The organism is Shewanella litoralis, assembly GCF_009828585.1.
GTDB lineage: Bacteria > Pseudomonadota > Gammaproteobacteria > Enterobacterales > Shewanellaceae > Shewanella > Shewanella litoralis.
The window spans coordinates 33324-53274 of sequence record NZ_WSRZ01000021.1; the positions used below are offsets into that span (position 1 = coordinate 33324).

Annotated in this window: 19 protein-coding genes; 12 read left to right on the forward strand and 7 right to left on the reverse strand. The window is 44.1% G+C overall.

Translation table 11 applies throughout. The features are described from left to right. Positions 1–151 precede the first annotated feature (151 nt). The 4 genes from GQA99_RS15840 (at position 152) to GQA99_RS15855 (ending at position 3332) form a co-directional block, all read left to right on the forward strand. A complete protein-coding gene (locus GQA99_RS15840) occupies positions 152–613 on the forward strand; it encodes a hypothetical protein (RefSeq protein WP_229785941.1) in 462 nt (153 codons plus the stop codon). Positions 614–620: 7 nt separating this feature from the next. Then, complete coding sequence (locus GQA99_RS15845) at positions 621–1304, forward strand: response regulator transcription factor (RefSeq protein ID WP_160055477.1); 684 nt, start codon at positions 621–623, stop codon at positions 1302–1304. Between the two features lie 67 nt (positions 1305–1371). Then, complete coding sequence (locus GQA99_RS15850; RefSeq protein ID WP_160055555.1) at positions 1372–2613, forward strand: sensor histidine kinase; 1242 nt, start codon at positions 1372–1374, stop codon at positions 2611–2613. 41 nt (positions 2614–2654) lie between these two features. Then, positions 2655–3332 (forward strand): TIGR01621 family pseudouridine synthase, encoded by a 678-nt coding sequence (locus tag GQA99_RS15855; protein WP_160055479.1) that lies wholly within the window; start codon positions 2655–2657, stop codon positions 3330–3332. Positions 3333–3376: 44 nt separating this feature from the next. Here GQA99_RS15855 and GQA99_RS15860 read toward each other — a convergent pair whose 3' ends face one another. Next, entirely contained in the window at positions 3377–4561 is a 1185-nt protein-coding gene (locus GQA99_RS15860; RefSeq protein WP_160055481.1) for a GGDEF domain-containing protein, read from the reverse strand. Between the two features lie 200 nt (positions 4562–4761). Between GQA99_RS15860 and GQA99_RS15865 the strand changes: the two genes are divergently transcribed. Together GQA99_RS15865 and GQA99_RS15870 are read left to right on the forward strand one after the other, a co-directional pair. After that, complete coding sequence (locus tag GQA99_RS15865; protein ID WP_160055483.1) at positions 4762–4935, forward strand: YqaE/Pmp3 family membrane protein; 174 nt, start codon at positions 4762–4764, stop codon at positions 4933–4935. A gap of 119 nt (positions 4936–5054) precedes the next feature. Continuing rightward, positions 5055–5228 carry a DUF2986 domain-containing protein gene (locus GQA99_RS15870; protein WP_160055485.1) on the forward strand — a complete coding sequence of 58 codons (174 nt, stop codon included), beginning with the start codon at positions 5055–5057 and terminating at the stop codon, positions 5226–5228. A gap of 64 nt (positions 5229–5292) precedes the next feature. On the opposite strand, the gene moeB is transcribed toward GQA99_RS15870, so the two are convergent. Both moeB and moeA read right to left on the reverse strand, forming a co-directional pair. Then, entirely contained in the window at positions 5293–6063 is a 771-nt protein-coding gene (moeB, locus tag GQA99_RS15875; RefSeq protein ID WP_160055487.1) for a molybdopterin-synthase adenylyltransferase MoeB, read from the reverse strand. 7 nt (positions 6064–6070) lie between these two features. Further along, positions 6071–7324, reverse strand: coding sequence for a molybdopterin molybdotransferase MoeA (gene moeA, locus GQA99_RS15880; RefSeq protein WP_160055489.1), 1254 nt, complete (start codon positions 7322–7324; stop codon positions 6071–6073). A gap of 132 nt (positions 7325–7456) precedes the next feature. Here moeA and GQA99_RS15885 point away from each other — a divergent pair, with 132 nt between their 5' ends. Then, positions 7457–7759 (forward strand): GIY-YIG nuclease family protein, encoded by a 303-nt coding sequence (locus GQA99_RS15885; RefSeq protein ID WP_160055491.1) that lies wholly within the window; start codon positions 7457–7459, stop codon positions 7757–7759. A gap of 50 nt (positions 7760–7809) precedes the next feature. Then, positions 7810–8679: a transporter substrate-binding domain-containing protein gene (locus tag GQA99_RS15890; RefSeq protein ID WP_160055493.1), complete on the forward strand. Its 870-nt coding sequence runs from the start codon at positions 7810–7812 to the stop codon at positions 8677–8679. A gap of 46 nt (positions 8680–8725) precedes the next feature. On the opposite strand, the gene GQA99_RS15895 is transcribed toward GQA99_RS15890, so the two are convergent. The 4 genes from GQA99_RS15895 to hslR all read right to left on the reverse strand — a co-directional run bounded on the left by GQA99_RS15895 (position 8726) and on the right by hslR (position 13829). Further along, positions 8726–10510 (reverse strand): M14 family metallopeptidase, encoded by a 1785-nt coding sequence (locus tag GQA99_RS15895; RefSeq protein ID WP_229785944.1) that lies wholly within the window; start codon positions 10508–10510, stop codon positions 8726–8728. Positions 10511–10733: 223 nt separating this feature from the next. Further along, the gene (locus tag GQA99_RS15900) at positions 10734–12290 is read right to left on the reverse strand and encodes a phosphoenolpyruvate carboxykinase (RefSeq protein WP_268244226.1); all 1557 of its coding nucleotides are present in this window, start codon (positions 12288–12290) and stop codon (positions 10734–10736) included. Between the two features lie 252 nt (positions 12291–12542). Continuing rightward, entirely contained in the window at positions 12543–13403 is an 861-nt protein-coding gene (gene hslO / locus GQA99_RS15905) for an Hsp33 family molecular chaperone HslO (protein ID WP_160055499.1), read from the reverse strand. A gap of 27 nt (positions 13404–13430) precedes the next feature. Beyond that, a complete protein-coding gene (hslR, locus tag GQA99_RS15910; RefSeq protein WP_160055501.1) occupies positions 13431–13829 on the reverse strand; it encodes a ribosome-associated heat shock protein Hsp15 in 399 nt (132 codons plus the stop codon). Positions 13830–14082: 253 nt separating this feature from the next. Between hslR and gspC the strand changes: the two genes are divergently transcribed. From gspC to gspF, 4 genes are read left to right on the forward strand one after another with little or no spacing between them, the layout of a single operon-like run. After that, complete coding sequence (gene gspC, locus GQA99_RS15915; protein WP_160055503.1) at positions 14083–14997, forward strand: type II secretion system protein GspC; 915 nt, start codon at positions 14083–14085, stop codon at positions 14995–14997. Between the two features lie 24 nt (positions 14998–15021). Continuing rightward, positions 15022–17154, forward strand: coding sequence for a type II secretion system secretin GspD (gspD, locus tag GQA99_RS15920; RefSeq protein ID WP_160055505.1), 2133 nt, complete (start codon positions 15022–15024; stop codon positions 17152–17154). A gap of 7 nt (positions 17155–17161) precedes the next feature. Beyond that, positions 17162–18706, forward strand: a complete 1545-nt coding sequence (gene gspE / locus GQA99_RS15925) for a type II secretion system ATPase GspE (RefSeq protein WP_229785943.1) — start codon at positions 17162–17164, stop codon at positions 18704–18706. A 3-nt stretch (positions 18707–18709) separates the two neighbouring features. Continuing rightward, positions 18710–19942: a type II secretion system inner membrane protein GspF gene (gspF, locus tag GQA99_RS15930; RefSeq protein ID WP_160055509.1), complete on the forward strand. Its 1233-nt coding sequence runs from the start codon at positions 18710–18712 to the stop codon at positions 19940–19942. The last annotated feature ends 9 nt before the right edge of the window (positions 19943–19951 follow it).

A 19951-nucleotide genomic window follows, 5' to 3' on the forward strand; every position in this document is an offset into this window, starting at 1 on the left:
ATCAATTATTAATCTTAGATTTCTTGGGACTTTGGCTGTGGTTAGGTAGAGTAGTGCGGTAATAAAATTTTCAATCAAATAGAGGCTAGTGATGGTTCGGTTGCTATTAGCAATATGCTTTCTTCCTTGTGCCGTGATGGCAACACCATCTATGCACACTTTGTTGATCAATGGTGAGTTTCTAAAACCCATTGTGGTCATGGAGCAATTAGAGCAACAAGACAAAGGCACAATTTGTGACTTTGATGTTGAGGTGGAAGAAGGATTACTGGTTTACAAAATTTCTATGGTTAACGTAGAAACGCGTAAAATGAGTAAGTATCAGTACCGAGCGCTCGATGGTGTGCTGTTAAATGAAAAGTCATCGGCTTATGGCTCTGACGATATTGGCTCGGTGAGTGCGGCAAAAATGCTCCAAGCCAAGCACATGACATTTTCTGCACTGGTCGCTTTAGCGATTGAAAATCAACAAGGATATTTAACGCAAGCGGAATTGGACCACGATTTATCCATTAGTTATCTCGAACTAAAACTCCTCAATCAAGATAGTAAGAATACCATTGCTTTCGACATTGAAACCTTGCGTCCACTTCCACTGCTCAAATGGGATTAAAGACTTTATGACTAAGCGTATTTTATTGGTTGAAGATGACGCCACAACATTAAAGTATGTGGCCGACGGATTTATAGCACAGAAGTACCAGGTAGACAGTGCAACAGATGGCCAAGAAGGCTTAACATTAGCCAAGCACAATCAATATGACTTACTCATTTTAGACCGCATGCTACCTAAGCTCGACGGCTTAACCTTATTGTCGGCATTGCGTACCAGCGGTAATAAAACGCCAGTATTAATCTTGTCAGCACTGAGCCATGTCGATGAGCGTGTAAAAGGCTTACGTGCCGGTGGCGATGACTATATGACCAAACCGTTTGCGTTTGCAGAATTATTGGTGCGTGCTGAAAAGCTGGTACAGCGTAATGTTGTAGAGCCTGCCGCAACAGATATTGAAGTTGGCGGTCTGAAAATGGAGCTGCTAACGCGTAAAGTCACACTTGATGACAGTGAGTTAATGCTGCAACCAAAAGAGTTCCAGCTACTCAAGTATTTAATGGAACACCCTAATCAAGTGATTAGCCGTACCCTGCTATTTGAAGCGGTATGGGATTATCATTTTGACCCTCGCACCAATGTTATCGATGTGCATATTGCAAAACTGCGTCGTAAGTTTGAAGAACTTGGACACGGTGAGTTAATTGAAACAGTAAGGGGTGCGGGTTATCGCCTCTGCAAAGGCCATTAAGCCATATCAAAGTAGTGCGTGGCGCATCACGCTTATCTTCTCGACGTTAGTGACCATCTTAATTGTGATGTTGGTGTTAAGCCTATATCGACAATTAGTGATAGAGCAACAAAACCAGGTTGATAAGCATCTTGCCGCCGAAATGCAGCGATATCAGCAGTTAGCGTTAACGGTTAATCGCCGCAGTTTTGCGGCGCAAATTCGCGCAGCCGACCCTAAAACGGCACTTATCGCCTGGCGTAACAGTGTTGATATGGTAGGAGCATTGACCTTTTTACCTGAAAACATGCCGCAGTTACCTGAAACCAAAGACTTCCCTATTTTTACCGGTGGCCCAGATAAACTGCATATTTTGACTGGTGGATTAGTCATGACTCGTTATGGCCCGGTATTAATTGCTACGCGAACCGATCACCTGGCAACCCTCATTGAAAAGTTTATCAACGCAGCATTTTGGGCAGTGGCCTTTACCTTAGGTTTAACGCTGGCGTTGGGGTATATTTTCTCAAAAGCTATCCTTAGACGACTGGTCGAATACAACCGTTTAAGCGAACAAATTGAGGCCGGACATTACGAAACCCGCTTGCCTGTTAGTGACAGCCAGGATGAGTTTGACATGTTAGCGCGGCAATTTAATTTAGTGCTCGACACCCTAGAGCAAAACCTACGCGCCGTGCGGGGTGTTACCGACAATATTGCTCACGACCTACGTACGCCACTATCGCATTTGCGAATTGGTATTGAGCAGCTGGCTGACAAACCAACGAACCAACTGGCCGATGCTAGCGCAGAGTTACTTGAAGAGTTAGACCATTGTTTAGGTACTTTCGATGCAATGTTGTCACTAACCCGAATCGAAGAAGGTCAACAAACGCTCGACTTACAGCCCGTGAGCTTACAACAAATTTGCCAGGATTTATTTGAGATGGCAGAAGTGATTGCCGAGTCTCGCGACCAGGTGTTAGACATTTCACTGGAAAATGATGTGCAGATTAATGGTGACAAATATCTGTTATTCCAAGCGTTATTTAATCTAGTTGATAATGCGATTAAGTATTCACCGGTTGGCGCATCCATTTGTATTAAACAGCGTGGCAAACATATCCAAATTAGTGATAATGGTCCCGGAATTGTTGATGAAGATAAAGAGCGAGTCTTTGACCGTCTAGTTCGTCTTGATCCGAGCCGTCATTACAAGGGTACTGGTTTAGGCTTGTCGATGGTAAAAGCGATTTTATCGCGTCATAAAGCCACTATTTCACTGCATGACAATAACCCTGGATTGTTAGTGAATATTCATTTTAAATAGCCCGAGGTATAGTTGCGGGTGTAATCAAGTTGGATTCATCAATGTATCAACTGCTGAGCGAGCAACGTGACTTTATTGTCATCAATAAAGCACCTCATGTTCACTTTCATAGCCAAGATGGTAATGCTGGCGTTATCGCGCAAGCTGAAGCAGATTTAGGCTATAAGTTGTATCCAGTACATCGTTTAGATACTCCCACCTCTGGGTTGTTAATCGTGGCTCGTTCGCCACAGTCGGCCAATGTATTCACGCAAATGTTTACAGCTCATCAAGTGCAAAAATATTATTTAGCCATCGCTTTAGGTAAGCCTAAAAAAAAGCAAGGTTGGATTGTCGGCGACATGGCAAAATCTCGTCGCAGTATGTACAAATTACTGCGAACGACAGAAAATCCTGCCATGACACAGTTTTTTTGTATGAGTATTAGTGAAGGTAAACGCGGTTACTTATTAAAACCATTAAGCGGCAAGACCCATCAACTACGCGTGGCATTGGCCAGTATTGGTGTGCCTATTTTAGGTGATACACTTTACGGTAAAGATGTGAGCGATCGTTGTTACTTGCATGCATATAGTTTGCATTTTAACTATTTAGGCCAACAATTCGCATTTCAGCAATTACCCACCCAGGGAGAGTGGTTTACTGAGAGGTCATTTACTGACATGGTCGCTGAGCAATGGCAGCAACCTGATAGCTTGGCCTGGCCAACAAAAAGCTAGCTTAACCTGCAACAAGAGCAAATATTCGACTGGCTACAGCCCATTTATTGAGACGATATGTTCAACTCTTTAGTGCAAATTGTGTTGCGCCCTGTATTTTTAGCCAGATACATCGCTTCATCGGCTAATTGTAATAATTGCTCTACATTGATGTGAGCTTTGCTGGTCGCATAACCAATGCTTAAGGTGAGATTAATTTCTTGCTGTTGCCACTGCACAGATGTGCTATTGATTTTAGACTGAATTTTCTGGGCAACAATATTGGCTTCGTCAGCATTGGTTGATGGCAGAATGATCAAAAACTCTTCACCACCGTAGCGGCAAATAAAATCGACTTTGCGAAGTGATTGCTGCAATAATGTCGCGGTATGTTTTAGTACTGAATCCCCTGCAATATGCCCATATGTGTCATTAATTTTTTTAAAGTGATCCAGGTCCAGCACCAATAAGCTATAAGCTGAGCCGCTACGCTGCCGTAAAGCATCTACTTCATCTAATTTGTCGAGTAAGGCGTGTCGGTTCCATAACCCTGTGAGTTGATCTCTATTCACTAAACGAGCCACTTTATACACCAACCGTGTCAGGGCATTACCGTATAACACTAAGTTAGTGAGTAGCAATAAAATGATATAGCTCCACATGACTATTGGCGCGTTTAGTTTATTGGCTGCAGAGAGTTTGGCCACATCTTCTGGGTAAAGAAACAATGCCACAGCTCTGATAATAAATAGGGCGCCCATAATAAAAAAAGGCACATTAATTAAAATGGCATAAAACATAGGCATGTGTTTTTTAGATGTTTTTACGTTATCAAGGCCAGTGAGTGATATCAACGTGGCCGCGGTGATGCTCATGATAATCACCAGATAAACGGCATACGCAAGAGAAGGCGGAACCAATAACATCAACAAGGCGCAGCTGGTTAACAATACCAGGTCAAACAGATAAGATACCGGACGTTTAAATAAATGCTGGCAGCCCCAACGCACCAATGCAAACCCCAATAAAATGGTCATGTCGGCAGTAAACCAGTATAAATAGTTAATGGCTTCGCTGCGTTGCGTGTAGAGCAGCACCCCTCCCACAGTGAGGGTGTTGGCTAGGGCGAAGCGCCAACTGGCTCTAGGAGCAATGCGGAACACGCCTGCGTATATTGCCCATGCTATGGCGCAACTGCTACCGATTAAGCAAAAAAATTGAACAAAAATAATACTTTGGTTATGTTCCATATGACCTATCAGTATTGTTGCATTGGCTGGAGAATAGCGCGCTGGAAATTAACCATAGCACATCGTTAATAGAATACCTTGATAAGCGCGTTGTTAAACTGTTTGTAATCTTTATTGTAAATGTGTTGTTTAACAATCTGTATCTTATGCTATTTTTATAATTGTATTCTCTTAATTAAGCAACATAATAAGGATGAAAAATGGACACAAACAAATTATTACTGGTCATCATTGCGATATTGCTACCACCGTTAGCGGTATTTTTGAAAAAAGGCTTGGGAAAAGATTTACTGATTAACGTACTGCTGTGCTTTTTCTTTTTTATCCCGGGGCTTATTCATGCTTTGTGGGTGGTGTTACAAGAAGATTTATAAACGCTAAGCTGTTTGCTGGCGGTTCAGGGGTTAAGCTAAAAGTTAAGCGCTAGAATGAATAGAGCCTGTGGGCGTTTGACGTTATAATCGTGCGGTATCTCGTCGATGATGTGAATTATATGAACCGTAAAAAGAAAATTAACCAAACATTGAAAGCTAAGGCCAAAAAAGCCAACGCCAAGCTACATGCAGCGAATAAAAATCCGTACGTTGCGAAAGCAGAACGTGAACGTTTAGCGCAACAAGCATTAATATCCACAGAGGCCAACGTCACCGACGTGCCGGTAGAATAATAAAAGCACAAGAGTATTTATTCTCTTGTGCTTTTATTTTGACTGATTTGGGATGGATTACGCTTTACGCGCCGCAACCACATACTTTACATTGCGGTTGTTTAGGTAATGTCATTTGCCTAAACTCCATGGTCATCGCATCGACCATCAACAACTTTCCTGACAAAGCTTGCCCCATCGCGCTAATCACTTTGATGGCTTCCGTTGCCTGAATACAACCAATCATTCCTACCACGGGAGCTAAAATACCCGATTCGACACACGTTAACTGTTGCTCACCAAACAATGCACTAAAACATTGATAACATGGCGTATCAGCTTGATAGTCAAATACGGTTACTGTGCCTTCCATGCGTATAGCCGCCGCCGACACTAATGGTATCTTGTGTTTATAACAGCTCTTATTGAGCTGCTCGCGCACCATAACGTTGTCGGTACAGTCGAGTACCAAGCTGTGCTGACTGACTAACGTGTCGATTTCGGCATCATCTAAAAACGCATTTAACGCATTAATGTTGATGAGCGGATTGAGTTGAGCCAATGTTTGCTTAGCCGAATCGACTTTAGCCTGGCCAATATTGGCATCAAAGTGTAAAACCTGGCGTTGTAAATTGGATAGCTCGACTGTGTCAAAGTCGACAATGGTTATTTCCCCTACGCCTGCTACAGCAAGGTATTGGCTAGCTGCACACCCTAAACCGCCGGCTCCAATAATCAATACTTTTGCCAGCTTGAGTTTTTCTTGGCCTTCAATGTCCATTGCTTTAATGGATATTTGACGGCTGTAGCGCAACATCTCGTTGTCGCTCAAAATATCTTGGTCTACAGGCTGCATAATGCTCCTAGCAAAGTACACTATTAAATGGCTCAACGGTGACGGTATTGCCTTTAGCCAAATCACCTTGATATTGCTCTAAAATGACAAAACAGTTGGCTAAACTCATTGACGTCAACATGCCAGAACCTTGGCCGCCGGTAATCGATACTTGTAATTCGCCTGACTCATTTTGGCTTAATATGCCTCGTTGGTATTCTACTCGGCCGGGTTGTTTGCGGATGTCTGTTTGTAATGTTGCTTGGCAAAACAAGGGGGCTTTGGGTGTCAATCCCTGCATTTTATGCAAAATAGGCAGAACGAGTTTGTAAAACGTCACCATCGATGACACCGGATTACCGGGTAATCCGCAAAAGACTGCATTGCCAATTTTACCAAACGCGAACGGTTTACCTGGTTTGATGGCTAATTTCCAAAAAGTAATTTGGCCTTCTTCAGATAAAATTTGTTTAGTGAAATCAGCCTCGCCAACAGATACGCCACCTGAGGTGAGCACCATATCTGCTTTACTTGCGGCCTCTTTAAATGCGCCGCGAATGGCTTCTTTATTATCATTAATTACACCAAGGTCTATCCAATCAACATTGCTTTTACTCAATAAGCCTTGAATTGAATAGCGGTTCGAATCATAAATTTGCCCTGGTGCAAGCTCGCTGCCAACTGGGCGCAGTTCATCACCGGTAGAGAAAAACGCGACTTTTAATTTACGAGTGACGCGCACCTGGCTAATGCCTATAGTCGCCAGTACGCCCATTTCAGCCGCTCGGATGGTCACGCCGCGATGTAATACTTTAGTGCTGGCTTGTAACTCTTCTGCGCGTTTGCGTACATTAGCGCCTAACTTATGTGGATGGCCGATAGTAATGTTATCGCCGTTAGCTTGAGTGTTTTCTTGCATTTGCACCGTATCATAACCGGCAGGTAAAGGGGCGCCAGTCATGATGCGGATACACGTATTAGGTTGCGCTTTACCGTGAAATGGATGGCCTGCAAACGAGCTACCTACTAACGTAAGCGTGGTACTTTCTTGGCTGCTGTCTAAATCAGCAAATCTAAATGCGAAGCCGTCCATAGCGGAGTTATCAAATGGCGGTAAATCGATACTCGAAGCCAGGTCTTCTGCGAGCACTCTGTCGATTGCATGATTCAGCGTGACGAGTTCAGTGTCTTGCGTTGCCTCTACTTGAGCTAATAATTGCTCAATAGCCTGATCTGGATGCAATAATGTCGGTTGGGCGCAAGGGTCTTGATTGTTTGGCATCTGAACTTCCTTAATGAATACCTAAGGCACTCTTTTTGTGCCTGAGTTAAAAATGATGTTCGCTATTAATAGCGCTTAGTATGCCATGATGGTAAAAGAGTTTTATGATCATACTTAAGGTTTTTCTCGTTTATGTCACAAACTGAAGCGGTTTCTTCATGGTATTTATACATTATTCGGTGTGCTAATTCGCATTTGTACACTGGGGTGACTACCGATGTTAAGCGTCGATTTGCTGAGCATCAAAGTAGTGGGCCCAAGGCTGCCAAATTTTTAAAAGGTAAAGGCCCGTTAACACTAATTTATCAAGAGCCACAAATCGATCGCAGTACGGCATTAAAGCGTGAAATTACCATTAAAAAGATGTCGCGCCAGCAAAAGTTACAACTGGTTACACAATTTGCTGCATTAAACGCAAATACCGCTGATGACTAATTGTTTTTACGGCTAATCTTGTTAAGTCAGATCACTGTGGATTGAAGGTATTGATATATAAATCAGGGATTTTTTCGATAGTATTGTGTTTATTATCAGTACAGGTTTGTGCTGAGGATGTTGTACGTATACAACCTTCGCAATCTCTAGATAATACCTCCTACCAATATTATGTCGACTTATTGCAATTAGTGCTCGACACCACCTCAGATGAATTTGGTCCTGCGCATATTGTGACGTTGGAATCGTCACTATCTCAATCGCGCGGCTTTGTGATGTTAAAAAATAAGCAGCTAGATGTGTATTGGGCGGGGACTAGCGTTGAACGTGAACGTGATTATCTTGCGGTGACTGTGCCATTAGTGGGCGGCTTATTGGGCAATCGTGTGCCAGTGATTGCGCGTAATCGCTTAAGTGAGTTTGCCAAGATTACGACGGCAGAGGAATTACAAAAAATGGTTGCTTGCCAAGGTAGCCAGTGGCCCGATTCAGATATTTTGGAGTACAACGGTTACCGGATTGAACGGGTTATTTCATTTTCGTTGATGTACACCATGTTAGAACAGCAACGTTGTGATTATTTTCCGCGTGGCATTAACGAAGCCTTTGCAGGAGTGGGCACTCAAGGTCATGAAGCATTGATGGTGTATGACAACATCATTTTACGCTATCCATTACCGATGTACTTTTTTGTGAATAAACATAATCAGCCTCTGGCTAAACGTCTTACCCAGGGTTTATTACAATTACTCGCCAATGGAAAATTAGGCGAGTTTATTATGCACCATCCCACAACAACCTCCATATTCCCCTTAAGTCGCTTTCAAGATAGCCGAATATTGCTACTCTACAATCCTATTTTGCCGGCCAATTTTTTTGAGCGAGAATATAATCATTGGATTGATTTCCCTAAAGAATAAAAAGCGCCGGAGCGCTTTTTATTCTTTTTAAAACGAGTGAGTTGAGCTATTTCATGGCTCTAAGCACCGGGTAAACCAAATATTGTTGGTCGTAATACGGACTACGCTGATAAAACCAACGTAATCTAGCTTTGCTGTCTTTTGCAAAAGCAGGGTCTTTGAGTGCTTGAGCAAACTCCGTTTGTAATGCCGGATTATCAGCTAACATTTTTACCGCCAGCGGCTCGACTGCGTAATCTTCAATGTATTCTGTTTGAGTGAAAATAGTATTGAAAAAACCCCAGTAAAACAGCGAATCCTCAGCCTGTGGCTCTAATAACAACATGGCTAAATCCCCTAAAGGTTGATCGGTTGCAATACGAACGGTGCCTGCGGGAAGCTTAGCATTCACTTTACTTGTACTTGTTGTGGCTGTAACGGTTTGATGACCTTCATAATCAGCGCTTGAAAAACTCGGGTCGCTAAATTGATATTGCTGCGCAGTAATCTGTGTGGATTTTTCAAGCCGAGTCATACGAATGCCATGCAGTGATAAACGTTCAATCACTGTGGTCCATTGCGGGGGAATATAATAGGCAACAGGCCGTGAGACGATAATGTCTGCTTTGGTGTTTGCCACCACAGGAATATTGACATACAGCTTAGGCTCACCCGTCCAGCGTACGACATCAGCGCCGCTTATTGGGCTGGTTTCAATACGGTAATCAATGCCTTTAAAATCGCGGCCTTGAGGTAATACTTCGCTTTTCCAGGTGAGTGCTAGTTGGCTTGAGTTGCGGTATTTGTCTGCGTAAATGGCTGATTTTAATTTAGTGCTGTTTTTCGCCACTGTTTTTAACGTTTGCTCCAGCATCACATAGGTACCGAGGACACGTTGTTTGTACGGCTTAAGACTGTGATTTTCGATTAAAATAGTCGGTAAATGACGGGCGTCGCCATAACCATTTGAAAAGCGTGGGCTGGGATTCCATAACGAAATTCCTTTAGCCATATCGGCATTATCGACAGCAAACACTAATGGCCCAGGAATATGGCCTTGCTCAGTGAGTGCGTCTTCTATTGCGGGGCGATAAATCGTCTCTATCCAGTTAAAGCTGCTAGGGCTGTAACCTTGTTTTACGTTGTAGCCAAAAGTGACATCGTACTGGTAGTCAATACCGTCGGTAACATGTACATCAATGTACAAATCGGGTTGCCAAATATTGATGGCGCGGATGAGGTGTTGCATTTCAAGCGCATCCGCTTTGGCATAATCGCGGTTTAAGTTGAGATTATTAGCCGTAGTACGCCAGCCCATATTTATCGGTCCACGCTGATTAACCCGATTGTATTCACTGCTGCGCTCATGGGCATCAACGCTTAAAATTGGTACAAATAAAAAATTAACGTTGTCGAGTAGCGCGCGTTTATTGCCATGGCTAATGTCTCTAAGCAGCATCATTCCGGCATCTTTACCGTCGATTTCTCCTGAGTGGATACCGGCTTGCACAAGCACGGTGGCCTTACCATTATCACTTAACGTTTTTGCCGTTTCAGCGCCTTCACTTGAGGCGACGATCATCCATATATCACGGCCTTGCGGGCTTTTGCCTAGGCTGACTTTATGCAGTAAATCACTACTGTCGACGAGTTTATCTAACCACGCTATGGTGTCGCTGTAGTTGGGGGTGCTGAGGTAACCTTGCTGTTCAAAAGGGGTTGCCCACGGTTGTTCAGCGCTTAAAAGTAATGCTTCACTCGCAGCCGACCAGGCTTGGATTGGCGGTAGTATGCTGTCGTTTATAAAGGTATTGGCTTGCTCAATCGCGGTCTGCGTTGACGGTTGAATCATATCATCAGCCGCAATACTCAAGGTTGCGCAAAATAACAAAGGGCTAACCCATAAACTAGCAAGCAAAGTACGGTGCATGAAGACCTCTAGGTAATGATATAGATGATATAAACTGAAACGGCATCATAGCATTACCCTTTAATGAATATGAGGCTACGCAATAAAAAATCCCAACGTAAGTTGGGATTTTAATGGTGTCTCTCTGGGTTAGCTGAGTCGTCGCTTAGACTTTTGGGCCAGCCTGCTTAATGGCATCAGAGACGTGATACTTGGCAAAGTTGTCGCTGAACTCTTGCGCTAATTGTTGTGCATACTGGTTGTATTGTGCAGCATCGCTCCAGGTGTTAACCGGATTAAGTAGCTTGCTGTCAACGCCTGTTACAGCCACAGGTACATTTAGATTGAGTTTATCGATGTGAACAGTTTCAACATCTTTTAGCTCACCACTGACAATCGAATCGACAATGGCGCGAGTCGTTGGAATGTCAAAACGCTTACCGACACCGTGTGGGCCGCCGGTCCATCCTGTGTTGACTAAGTACACTTGGCTACCAAATGATTCGATACGCTTCATGAGTAGTTCGGCATATACGCCGGCTGGACGTGGGAAAAAGGGTGCGCCAAAACAGGTCGAGAACGTTGACTGAATCGCAGAGGTTGAGCCCATTTCAGTCGAACCTACTTTTGCGGTGTAGCCAGATAAAAAGTGATAAGCCGCTTGCTCTTTACTTAATACCGATACTGGCGGTAAAACACCTGACACGTCACAAGTTAAGAAAACGACAGCATGCGGCTCTGCGCCACGATTTTCAACTTTACGTTGAGCAATATGCTCAAGTGGGTAAGCTGCACGGCTGTTTTCAGTTAAGCTCGTGTCGTTGTAGTTAGGTACGCGTTGTTCATCAAGTACCACGTTTTCTAATACCGTACCAAAACGAATCGCATCCCAAATCACAGGCTCATTTTTTTGGCTTAGATCGATACACTTGGCGTAACAACCGCCTTCGATATTGAAAACCCCACCTGGTGCCCAACCGTGCTCGTCATCACCAATTAAAAAGCGCTTCGGATCGGCTGATAGGGTGGTTTTACCTGTGCCAGATAAACCAAAGAATAAGGTGGTGTCGCCATCGTGGCCTACGTTTGCCGAACAATGCATTGGCAAAACGCCTTTTGCGGGTAGCAAGAAGTTTTGCACTGAGAACATCGACTTTTTCATTTCTCCTGCGTACTTCAAACCAGCAAGCAGTACTTTGCGTTCGGCAAAGTTAAGGATCACGGCCGCGTCTGAGTTAGTGCCATCACGCTCTGGTTCACACACAAAGCCTGGGGCATTAATAATTTGCCATGTGTCTTTGTTATTACGGTTAAAGACTTCAGGGGTAATGAATAAATTTCGGGCAAAAATCTGGTGCCATGCATATTCGGTTGTGACCTGAACTGGAATGTAATGGTCGTCATCTGCACCGACTTCAAGCTCAGACATAAACAGTTCTTTATCGGCAAGATAGGCTTCAACACGGCCCCAAAGGGCATCGAAATTACCGGCATCAAACGGGCGGTTCACTTTACCCCATTCAATATCAGCTTCTGTGCTTGGGTCTTTTACAATAAAACGGTCGTTAGGTGAGCGACCTGTTCTTTCTCCGGTTTTGGCCACTAAAGCACCGTTGGCGGTGAGCTGACCTTCTCCACGAAGTAGCGCGATTTCAACAAGCTGTGCTGTCGTAGGGTTAAGGTTAACGCGGTGTGATAAATCCGCCATAGTGTTGATCTCCATGTCTTTTAGGTCGGGTTTCGCAATGAATCGTTATTATAGGTTTAGCGGTGCTATTTTTAGCTCGGTATTATTATTGCGCGTAGGCTGTATAAGCTAATAGGGCGATTGTAACTGATGTTGACGCTTTGGTAACGAACAGTTTGGTAATTTTTGTGAAAGTTTTTAATGTTTATTATTGCCAAGTCAATTTTTAGGCACAAAAAAAGCGCATAATGCGCTTTTTTTTGTAATTAATTACGTAACAGGTAGCTTTTATTGTTGTGCGTCACTGCTGTGGCTGCCTGCGTACAAAGCAGCAATATCGATAGCATCAAATGAATAAGTGTTTTTGCAATATTCACAACCCATATCGATTTTACCGTCTTCAGCTAAAATCACTTCAATTTCTGCTTGAGAGAGCGTCTTGATCGCTGAACCGCTGCGTTCACGTGAACAGGTGCACTTAAATGTCACATCGACAGGATCAAATAAACGCACCTCTTCCTGGTGATACAAGCGGTGCAGCACATCAGGCGCATCTAGGCTAAACAACTCTTCGGCTTTGATTGTGGCAGTAAGAGTTGATAAGTGTTCAAAGTCATCATTTTGATCAGACTTGGTTGGTAATACTTGCAATAGCATACCGGCAGCTTGTTTGCCGTTAGCAAATAACTTGATTTGCGTAGGTAACTGCTCAGACTGATTAAAGTACTCTTCAAGACATGCGGCTAAATCGACATGGTCTAACGACACAATACCTTGATAACGCTCACCTTCATCTGGTGTTAGGGTAATCACCATATAGCCTTTACCAAACATGTCCTGCAAGCTGGCATTGTCTGCAATGTCGCCTTTCCAGCGTGATACACCACGTAATACTTGTTCGTTATTACCGTTTATCACCGCTAATGATACCGGACCGTCGCCTTGCAGTTGCACGCTGATGTCACCGGTAAACTTGATTGTTGCGGTTAATAGTGACGTTGCAGCCATCAACTCGCCCAATAAGTGTTGTACTGCTACTGGGTATTCGTGGGCAGACAGTACTTCTTGGTAGCTATTCTCAAGCTGGACTATTTCACCGCGAACATCTGCATTATCAAATAGATAGCGATGTAATATATCGTTGTTCATTTTTACTCTCTTAACTCTTTTAGGCGCTTAAAGGTCTTTAAAGCGCATAAGCTGTCGTCGTTGTTTTTTATCCGGCTTATGATCTGGTGCCGGATTATTCAAAATATTGAGCCGCCGTGCTTCAGCGTTAATGATGCGTTTGCTAATGCTTTCGGGGGTTTCTTCGTACAAAGTTTGCGCGATGCTTGCGCCCTGTCGATGGCCTGATAACACCTTGATAATCACTTCTTTATCATCGTTACCCTGGCGCAGGCGAATTTTTGCACCGACTTCAGCATTCTTGCTGGATTTCGTCCGTTGGCCGTTGTAATGTACTTTACCGCCGTTAATCATGTCTTTTGCAATGGCGCGGGTTTTATAAAATCGTGCCGCCCATAACCATTTATCTAACCGAATAATGCTCTTTTCGGACTGAATTTGATTCAAATGGCCTCCAAAACAGGGATGATTTCACAGACTGAGTAATCTAACTGCCATACAATATGAATATTATTGCAATATGGGGTTAAATTGAGCCTCATTTGTGCGCGCAAACTTAGCATATTTGGTGCAGTTTCGCCAATCGATATGCGCTAGGGTTGTTGCTTTATCTTCTGTAGGTTAGCATGACGACTAAGTATTACTTTTCAACAATTAGAACAGAGACCTGTACCAAGACGTATAGAGGGTCCAATTATATATGGATTTATTAGATAAACTGATCACCAAAGCAGCTACCGTGCCGCATAAGCCGTTAAGTGTTGCTGTATTTTTGTTTGGATTAGTCGTTGTGTTGCTACTCGCTGCACAAATTACATGGAAGTTGATGCCTGTGTCATCGCCATCTGCGACGTGGCAACCATCTCCCATTTCTGCAAGCACTGCTAAGCGCATTGAGCTTTCTGGTGTGCGTAACCTATTACTGTTTGGGCGTGTTGATGGCAACGCGAATAAACCCAAGCCTGAAGCCGTTGAGCAAATCACCGATGCACCTAAAACTAACTTGTCTATTCAGTTAACCGGTGTGGTTGCCTCAACAGCCGAAGAGCAAGGCCTTGCGGTTATTGAATCTAGTGGTCAGCAAGACACCTACAGCCTAGGCGATAAAATCAAAGGCACGTCAGCGTCATTAAAAGAAGTGTATGCCGACAGGATTATTATTACCAATGGCGGCCGCTACGAAACCTTGATGCTAGACGGCCTTAAGTACACAACGCAAAGCCAGGCCAATGAGCAACTCCAACAAGCTAAAGTCGATCAGAAAGTGACCCGAGTGGATCGTCGTAGCAACCAAGATTTTTCCGAAGAGCTGTCTAATTCGCGCGATGAATTATTAGCAGACCCCAGCAAAATTACCGATTTTTTAGCCATTTCGCCTGTGCGTAGCGGCGAGGAGTTATCGGGCTATCGCTTAAACCCAGGTAAAGATGCTGCCTTGTTTAAGCAAGCGGGTTTTCAGGCTAATGACTTAGCCAAATCAATTAATGGATTTGATCTGACCGATATGGGTCAGGCTTTAGAAGTGATGGCGCAACTGCCTGAGCTCACCGAAATGGCTGTCATGGTAGAGCGTGAAGGGCAGTTGGTCGAAATCATGTTTAGTTTGCCAGAATAATTTGGCGTTAGAGGATTGAGTAAAATGAATAACAAAGGGATCCGACATAAGCTTATTGCTGGAATGTTAGTGGGTGCTGCCATGATGGCTGCGCCGATGGCCTGGTCAGAGCAATATGCGGCTAATTTTAAAGGCACTGATATTCAAGAGTTTATTAATATTGTCGGTAAAAACCTCAATAAAACCATCATTGTTGACCCTACCGTTCGCGGTAAAATTAACGTCCGTAGTTACGACTTATTAAATGATGAGCAGTATTACCAATTCTTTTTAAACGTGTTGCAGGTTTATGGCTATGCTGTGGTTGAAATGGAAAACCAGGTCATTAAAGTCATTAAAGACAAAGACGCTAAAACATCCGCCATTCGAGTTGCCGACGATAACACCCCAGGTTTAGGTGACGAAATGGTGACCCGCGTGGTGCCATTGTATAACTCTGAAGCTAAGCAACTTGCACCGCTTTTACGTCAGTTAAACGACAATGCTGGTGGCGGTAACGTGGTTAACTACGACCAAGCCAACGTTTTAATGATTTCTGGCCGAGCGGCGGTAGTCAATAAGTTAGTTGAGATTGTGCGCCGAGTCGACAAGCAAGGTGACACCGCGGTTGAAGTGGTGACATTAAACTATGCATCGGCCGGTGAAATCGTTCGTATCGTAGATACCTTATACCGTTCAAGTGCTAACCAGGCGCAGTTACCTGGGCAGGCTCCCAAAGTTGTTGCCGACGAGCGCATGAACGCTGTGGTCGTCAGTGGCGATGAAAAAAGCCGTGAGCGAGTGATTGAATTAATTCAACGCCTCGACGCAGAACAGGCCAATACAGGCAATACCAAAGTACGCTATTTACGTTATGCCAAAGCCGAAGACTTAGTTGAAGTATTAACCGGTTTTGCGCAAAACCTGCAAGAAAATAAAGATGGCGGTACCGCAGCACAGGGCAGCACAACTAAACGTCGTAATGACATTAATATCATGGCGCATCCAGATACCAACTCATTGGTGATCAGCGCAGAACCCGATCAGTTACGTACCATTGAAAGTGTGATTAACCAGTTAGACATTCGCCGTGCTCAAGTATTAGTTGAAGCGATTATTGTAGAAATTGCCGAAGGGGATAACGTCGGTTTTGGTGTGCAATGGGGCAGCACTTCTGGTGGTTTAACCCAATTTAATAATATCGGCCCGAGCATCAGTGAAATTGGCGCGGGGGTTATCGCAGCTCAAGAAGAAGACGGTACCAGTGTAACAACCATTGATGGTAATGGTAATCCAACCACAACCACTAACCCAACATCAGACGGTGATTACACTTTAATTGCTCAAGCGCTTGGCAAAGTGAATGGCATGGCGTGGGGTGTGGCGTCTGGTAACTTTGGCGCGTTAATTCAAGCGGTATCCAGTGACACTAATTCAAACGTATTAGCCACACCTTCAATCACTACGTTAGATAACCAAGAAGCGTCATTTATTGTCGGTGATGAAGTCCCGATTATTACTGGCTCAACCTCCAGCTCAAATAACGATAACCCTTTCCAAACGGTTGAGCGTAAAGAAGTGGGCGTTAAGCTAAAAGTGGTGCCGCAAATTAACGAAGGCTCATCTGTTAAATTAACCATCGAACAAGAAGTGTCGGGTGTTAACGGTAATACAGGTGTTGATATCAGTTTCTCAACGCGTCGATTAACCACCACTGTGATGGCCGACTCAGGTCAAATTGTGGTGTTAGGTGGTTTGATCAATGAAGAAGTACAAGAAAGTATCCAAAAAGTACCAATCTTGGGCGATATTCCATTTTTAGGTCATCTGTTTAAATCTTCTTCTAGTAAAAAGACCAAGAAAAACCTGATGATTTTCATCAAGCCAACGATTATCCGCGATGGCATGACAATGGAAGGTATTGCAGGTCGTAAATACAATTACTTCCGTGCTCTACAACTTGAGCAACAGAGCAGTGGTATTAACCTTATGCCAAATACCCAGGTGCCAGTGTTAGAAGAGTGGAGCCAAGAAGCCTACTTGCCAGATGAAGTCAATGACATGCTTGACCGCTATAAAAGCGGTGAAGGATTGAGCACTGACATGCGTGAATCGGATGCGGCTTTAAAAGTCATCGATGAAAGCATGCAAAAGGACAGGGCTCAAGACAATGATTGATAGTGCAATGACAGAGCCGTTAGCTCAAGTATCAAGTGATGTTGCCCTGGAAGTGGTTGAAGGCGATGAAGTTTTTCACTCGAACAGTAAAGAGCGTCTGCCGTTTGCGTTTTCGCATCGCTTTCAGTTGGTATTAGCCAAAGAAAACGAGCAGCTTTGTTTATTTTATACCGACAATACACCGCTAAACGCCATGCTAGAAGTCAGGCGTTATGCGGGCGTTGAGCTAGCCGTAATAAAGTTAGAAGTGGCTAAGTTTGAAGCTAAGTTAACCCAGGCTTACCAAGCTAACTCTTCAGAAGCACAACAGCTTATGGAAGATATTGGTAATGAAATGGACTTGTTTACCCTAGCCGAAGAATTACCGCAAACAGAAGACTTACTTGAAGGTGATGACGACGCGCCCATTATTAAATTAATTAATGCGTTGCTGTCGGAAGCGATTAAAGAAGAAGCGTCAGATATTCACGTCGAAACCTATGAAAAACAGCTTGTGGTGCGTTTTCGTATCGATGGTGTCCTAAAAGAAGTCTTAAAGCCAAACCGTAAATTGTCATCCTTGTTAGTGTCGCGTATTAAGGTGATGGCGCGTTTAGACATTGCCGAAAAACGCTTACCGCAAGATGGCCGTATTTCATTACGTATTGCCGGCCGTGCAGTCGATGTGCGTGTGTCGACCATGCCATCGAGCCATGGCGAACGTGTGGTAATGCGTTTATTAGACAAAAATACCGGTAATTTAGATCTACAACAATTAGGTATGACACCGAGTATTCGTGAGCAATTTGATGAGTTAATTCGTAAACCTCACGGCATTATTTTGGTGACCGGTCCAACTGGTTCGGGTAAGAGTACCACCCTGTATGCTGGTTTAACTGAAATTAACTCTAAAGACACCAACATCCTCACTGTTGAAGATCCTATCGAGTACGAGCTTGAAGGTATTGGTCAAACTCAGGTTAACACCAAAGTTGACATGACCTTTGCCCGAGGCCTGCGCGCCATTTTGCGTCAAGATCCTGATGTGGTCATGATTGGTGAAATTCGCGACCTCGAAACCGCTCAAATTGCTGTACAAGCCTCGTTAACGGGCCACCTCGTGATTTCAACTTTGCACACCAATACGGCATCGGGTGCGATTACCCGTTTACAAGATATGGGTGTTGAACCTTTCTTAGTGTCATCCAGTTTACTTGGCGTTTTGGCTCAGCGCCTTATTCGTACCTTGTGCCCAAGCTGTAAAGAAGCACACGAGCCTGATGAGCGTGAACGTGAACTCCTAGGCATAACCGCCAATGACACTCGGCATATTTACCGTGCTAAAGGCTGTAAAGCCTGTGGTAATAATGGTTATCGTGGCCGTACTGGTATTCATGAATTATTGATTGTTGATGACAATGTGCGTGAGTTAATCCACGGTGGTCGCGGCGAGTTAGCCATTGAAAAATACGTCCGTAAATCAATACCCAGTATTCGTCATGATGGCATGAGTAAAGTGCTCGCAGGCGTGACCACGTTAGAAGAAGTGCTACGTGTGACGCGCGAGGAATAATCAATGGCAGCGTTTGAATACAAAGCCCTTGATAGCAAAGGCAAACAGCAAAAAGGAGTGATAGAGGCAGACACCGCACGTCATGCTCGTAGTCAACTACGTGAGCAACGTCTTATGCCGCTAGAGCTACAACCTGTCAGTGAGAAAGAAGCCCGTTCGCAGCGCGGCGGCTTTAGCCTTGCTAATCTGTTTAGAAAACGTATCTCTGTTGCCGAGCTTGCATTAATCACTCGGCAAATTGCCACCTTAGTGGCGGCAGGTTTACCAATTGAAGAAGCATTAAAAGCGGTTGGGCAACAATCTGAAAAAGCCCGCTTGGGTAATATGATCATGGCGGTTCGTTCTCGAGTCGTTGAAGGTTACAGCTTAGCCGACTCTATGGCTGAGTTTCCGCATGTGTTCGATGATTTGTATCGCGCCATGGTTGCCTCTGGTGAAAAGTCGGGCCATTTAGAAGTGGTACTGAATCGTCTTGCTGACTATACCGAGCGTCGCCAACAACTTAAGTCCAAACTCACTCAAGCCATGATTTATCCTATTGTGCTGACGGTTGTCGCCATTGGTGTGATTGCTGTATTACTTGCTGCAGTAGTGCCTAAAGTGGTCGGTCAATTTGAGCATATGGGCCAGGAGCTTCCTGGCACAACACAATTTTTAATCCTAGCGTCTGACTTTGTGCAACATTGGGGTGTGCTGGTGGTATTAATTTTGTTTGGCGGCTTAATATTGTTTCAGCGCATGCTGACCAATCCCAATATACGAATGAAGTACGATAGCGCGTTACTTAATACTCCGGTTATTGGTAAAGTTAGCAAAGGTTTAAATACTGCACGTTTTGCTCGTACCTTAAGTATTTTGTCGGCCAGCTCAGTGCCACTGCTTGATGGAATGCGTATTGCGAGTGAAGTATTACAAAACGTCAAAGTGCGCGCCGCAGTAGATGATGCAACTGCACGTGTGCGTGAGGGAACCAGTTTGGGTGCCGCGTTGACTAATACTAAGTTGTTCCCTGCGATGATGCTGTACATGATCGCCTCAGGTGAAAAAAGTGGCCAATTAGAAAATATGCTCGAACGCGCCGCAGACAACCAAGACCGTGAGTTTGAGTCTAACGTCAATATCGCCCTAGGGGTTTTTGAGCCCATGCTAGTCGTGAGTATGGCGTCGGTTGTACTCTTTATCGTGATGGCTATTTTGCAGCCAATATTAGAATTAAATAACTTAATCAGTGGCTAAGCACAATAC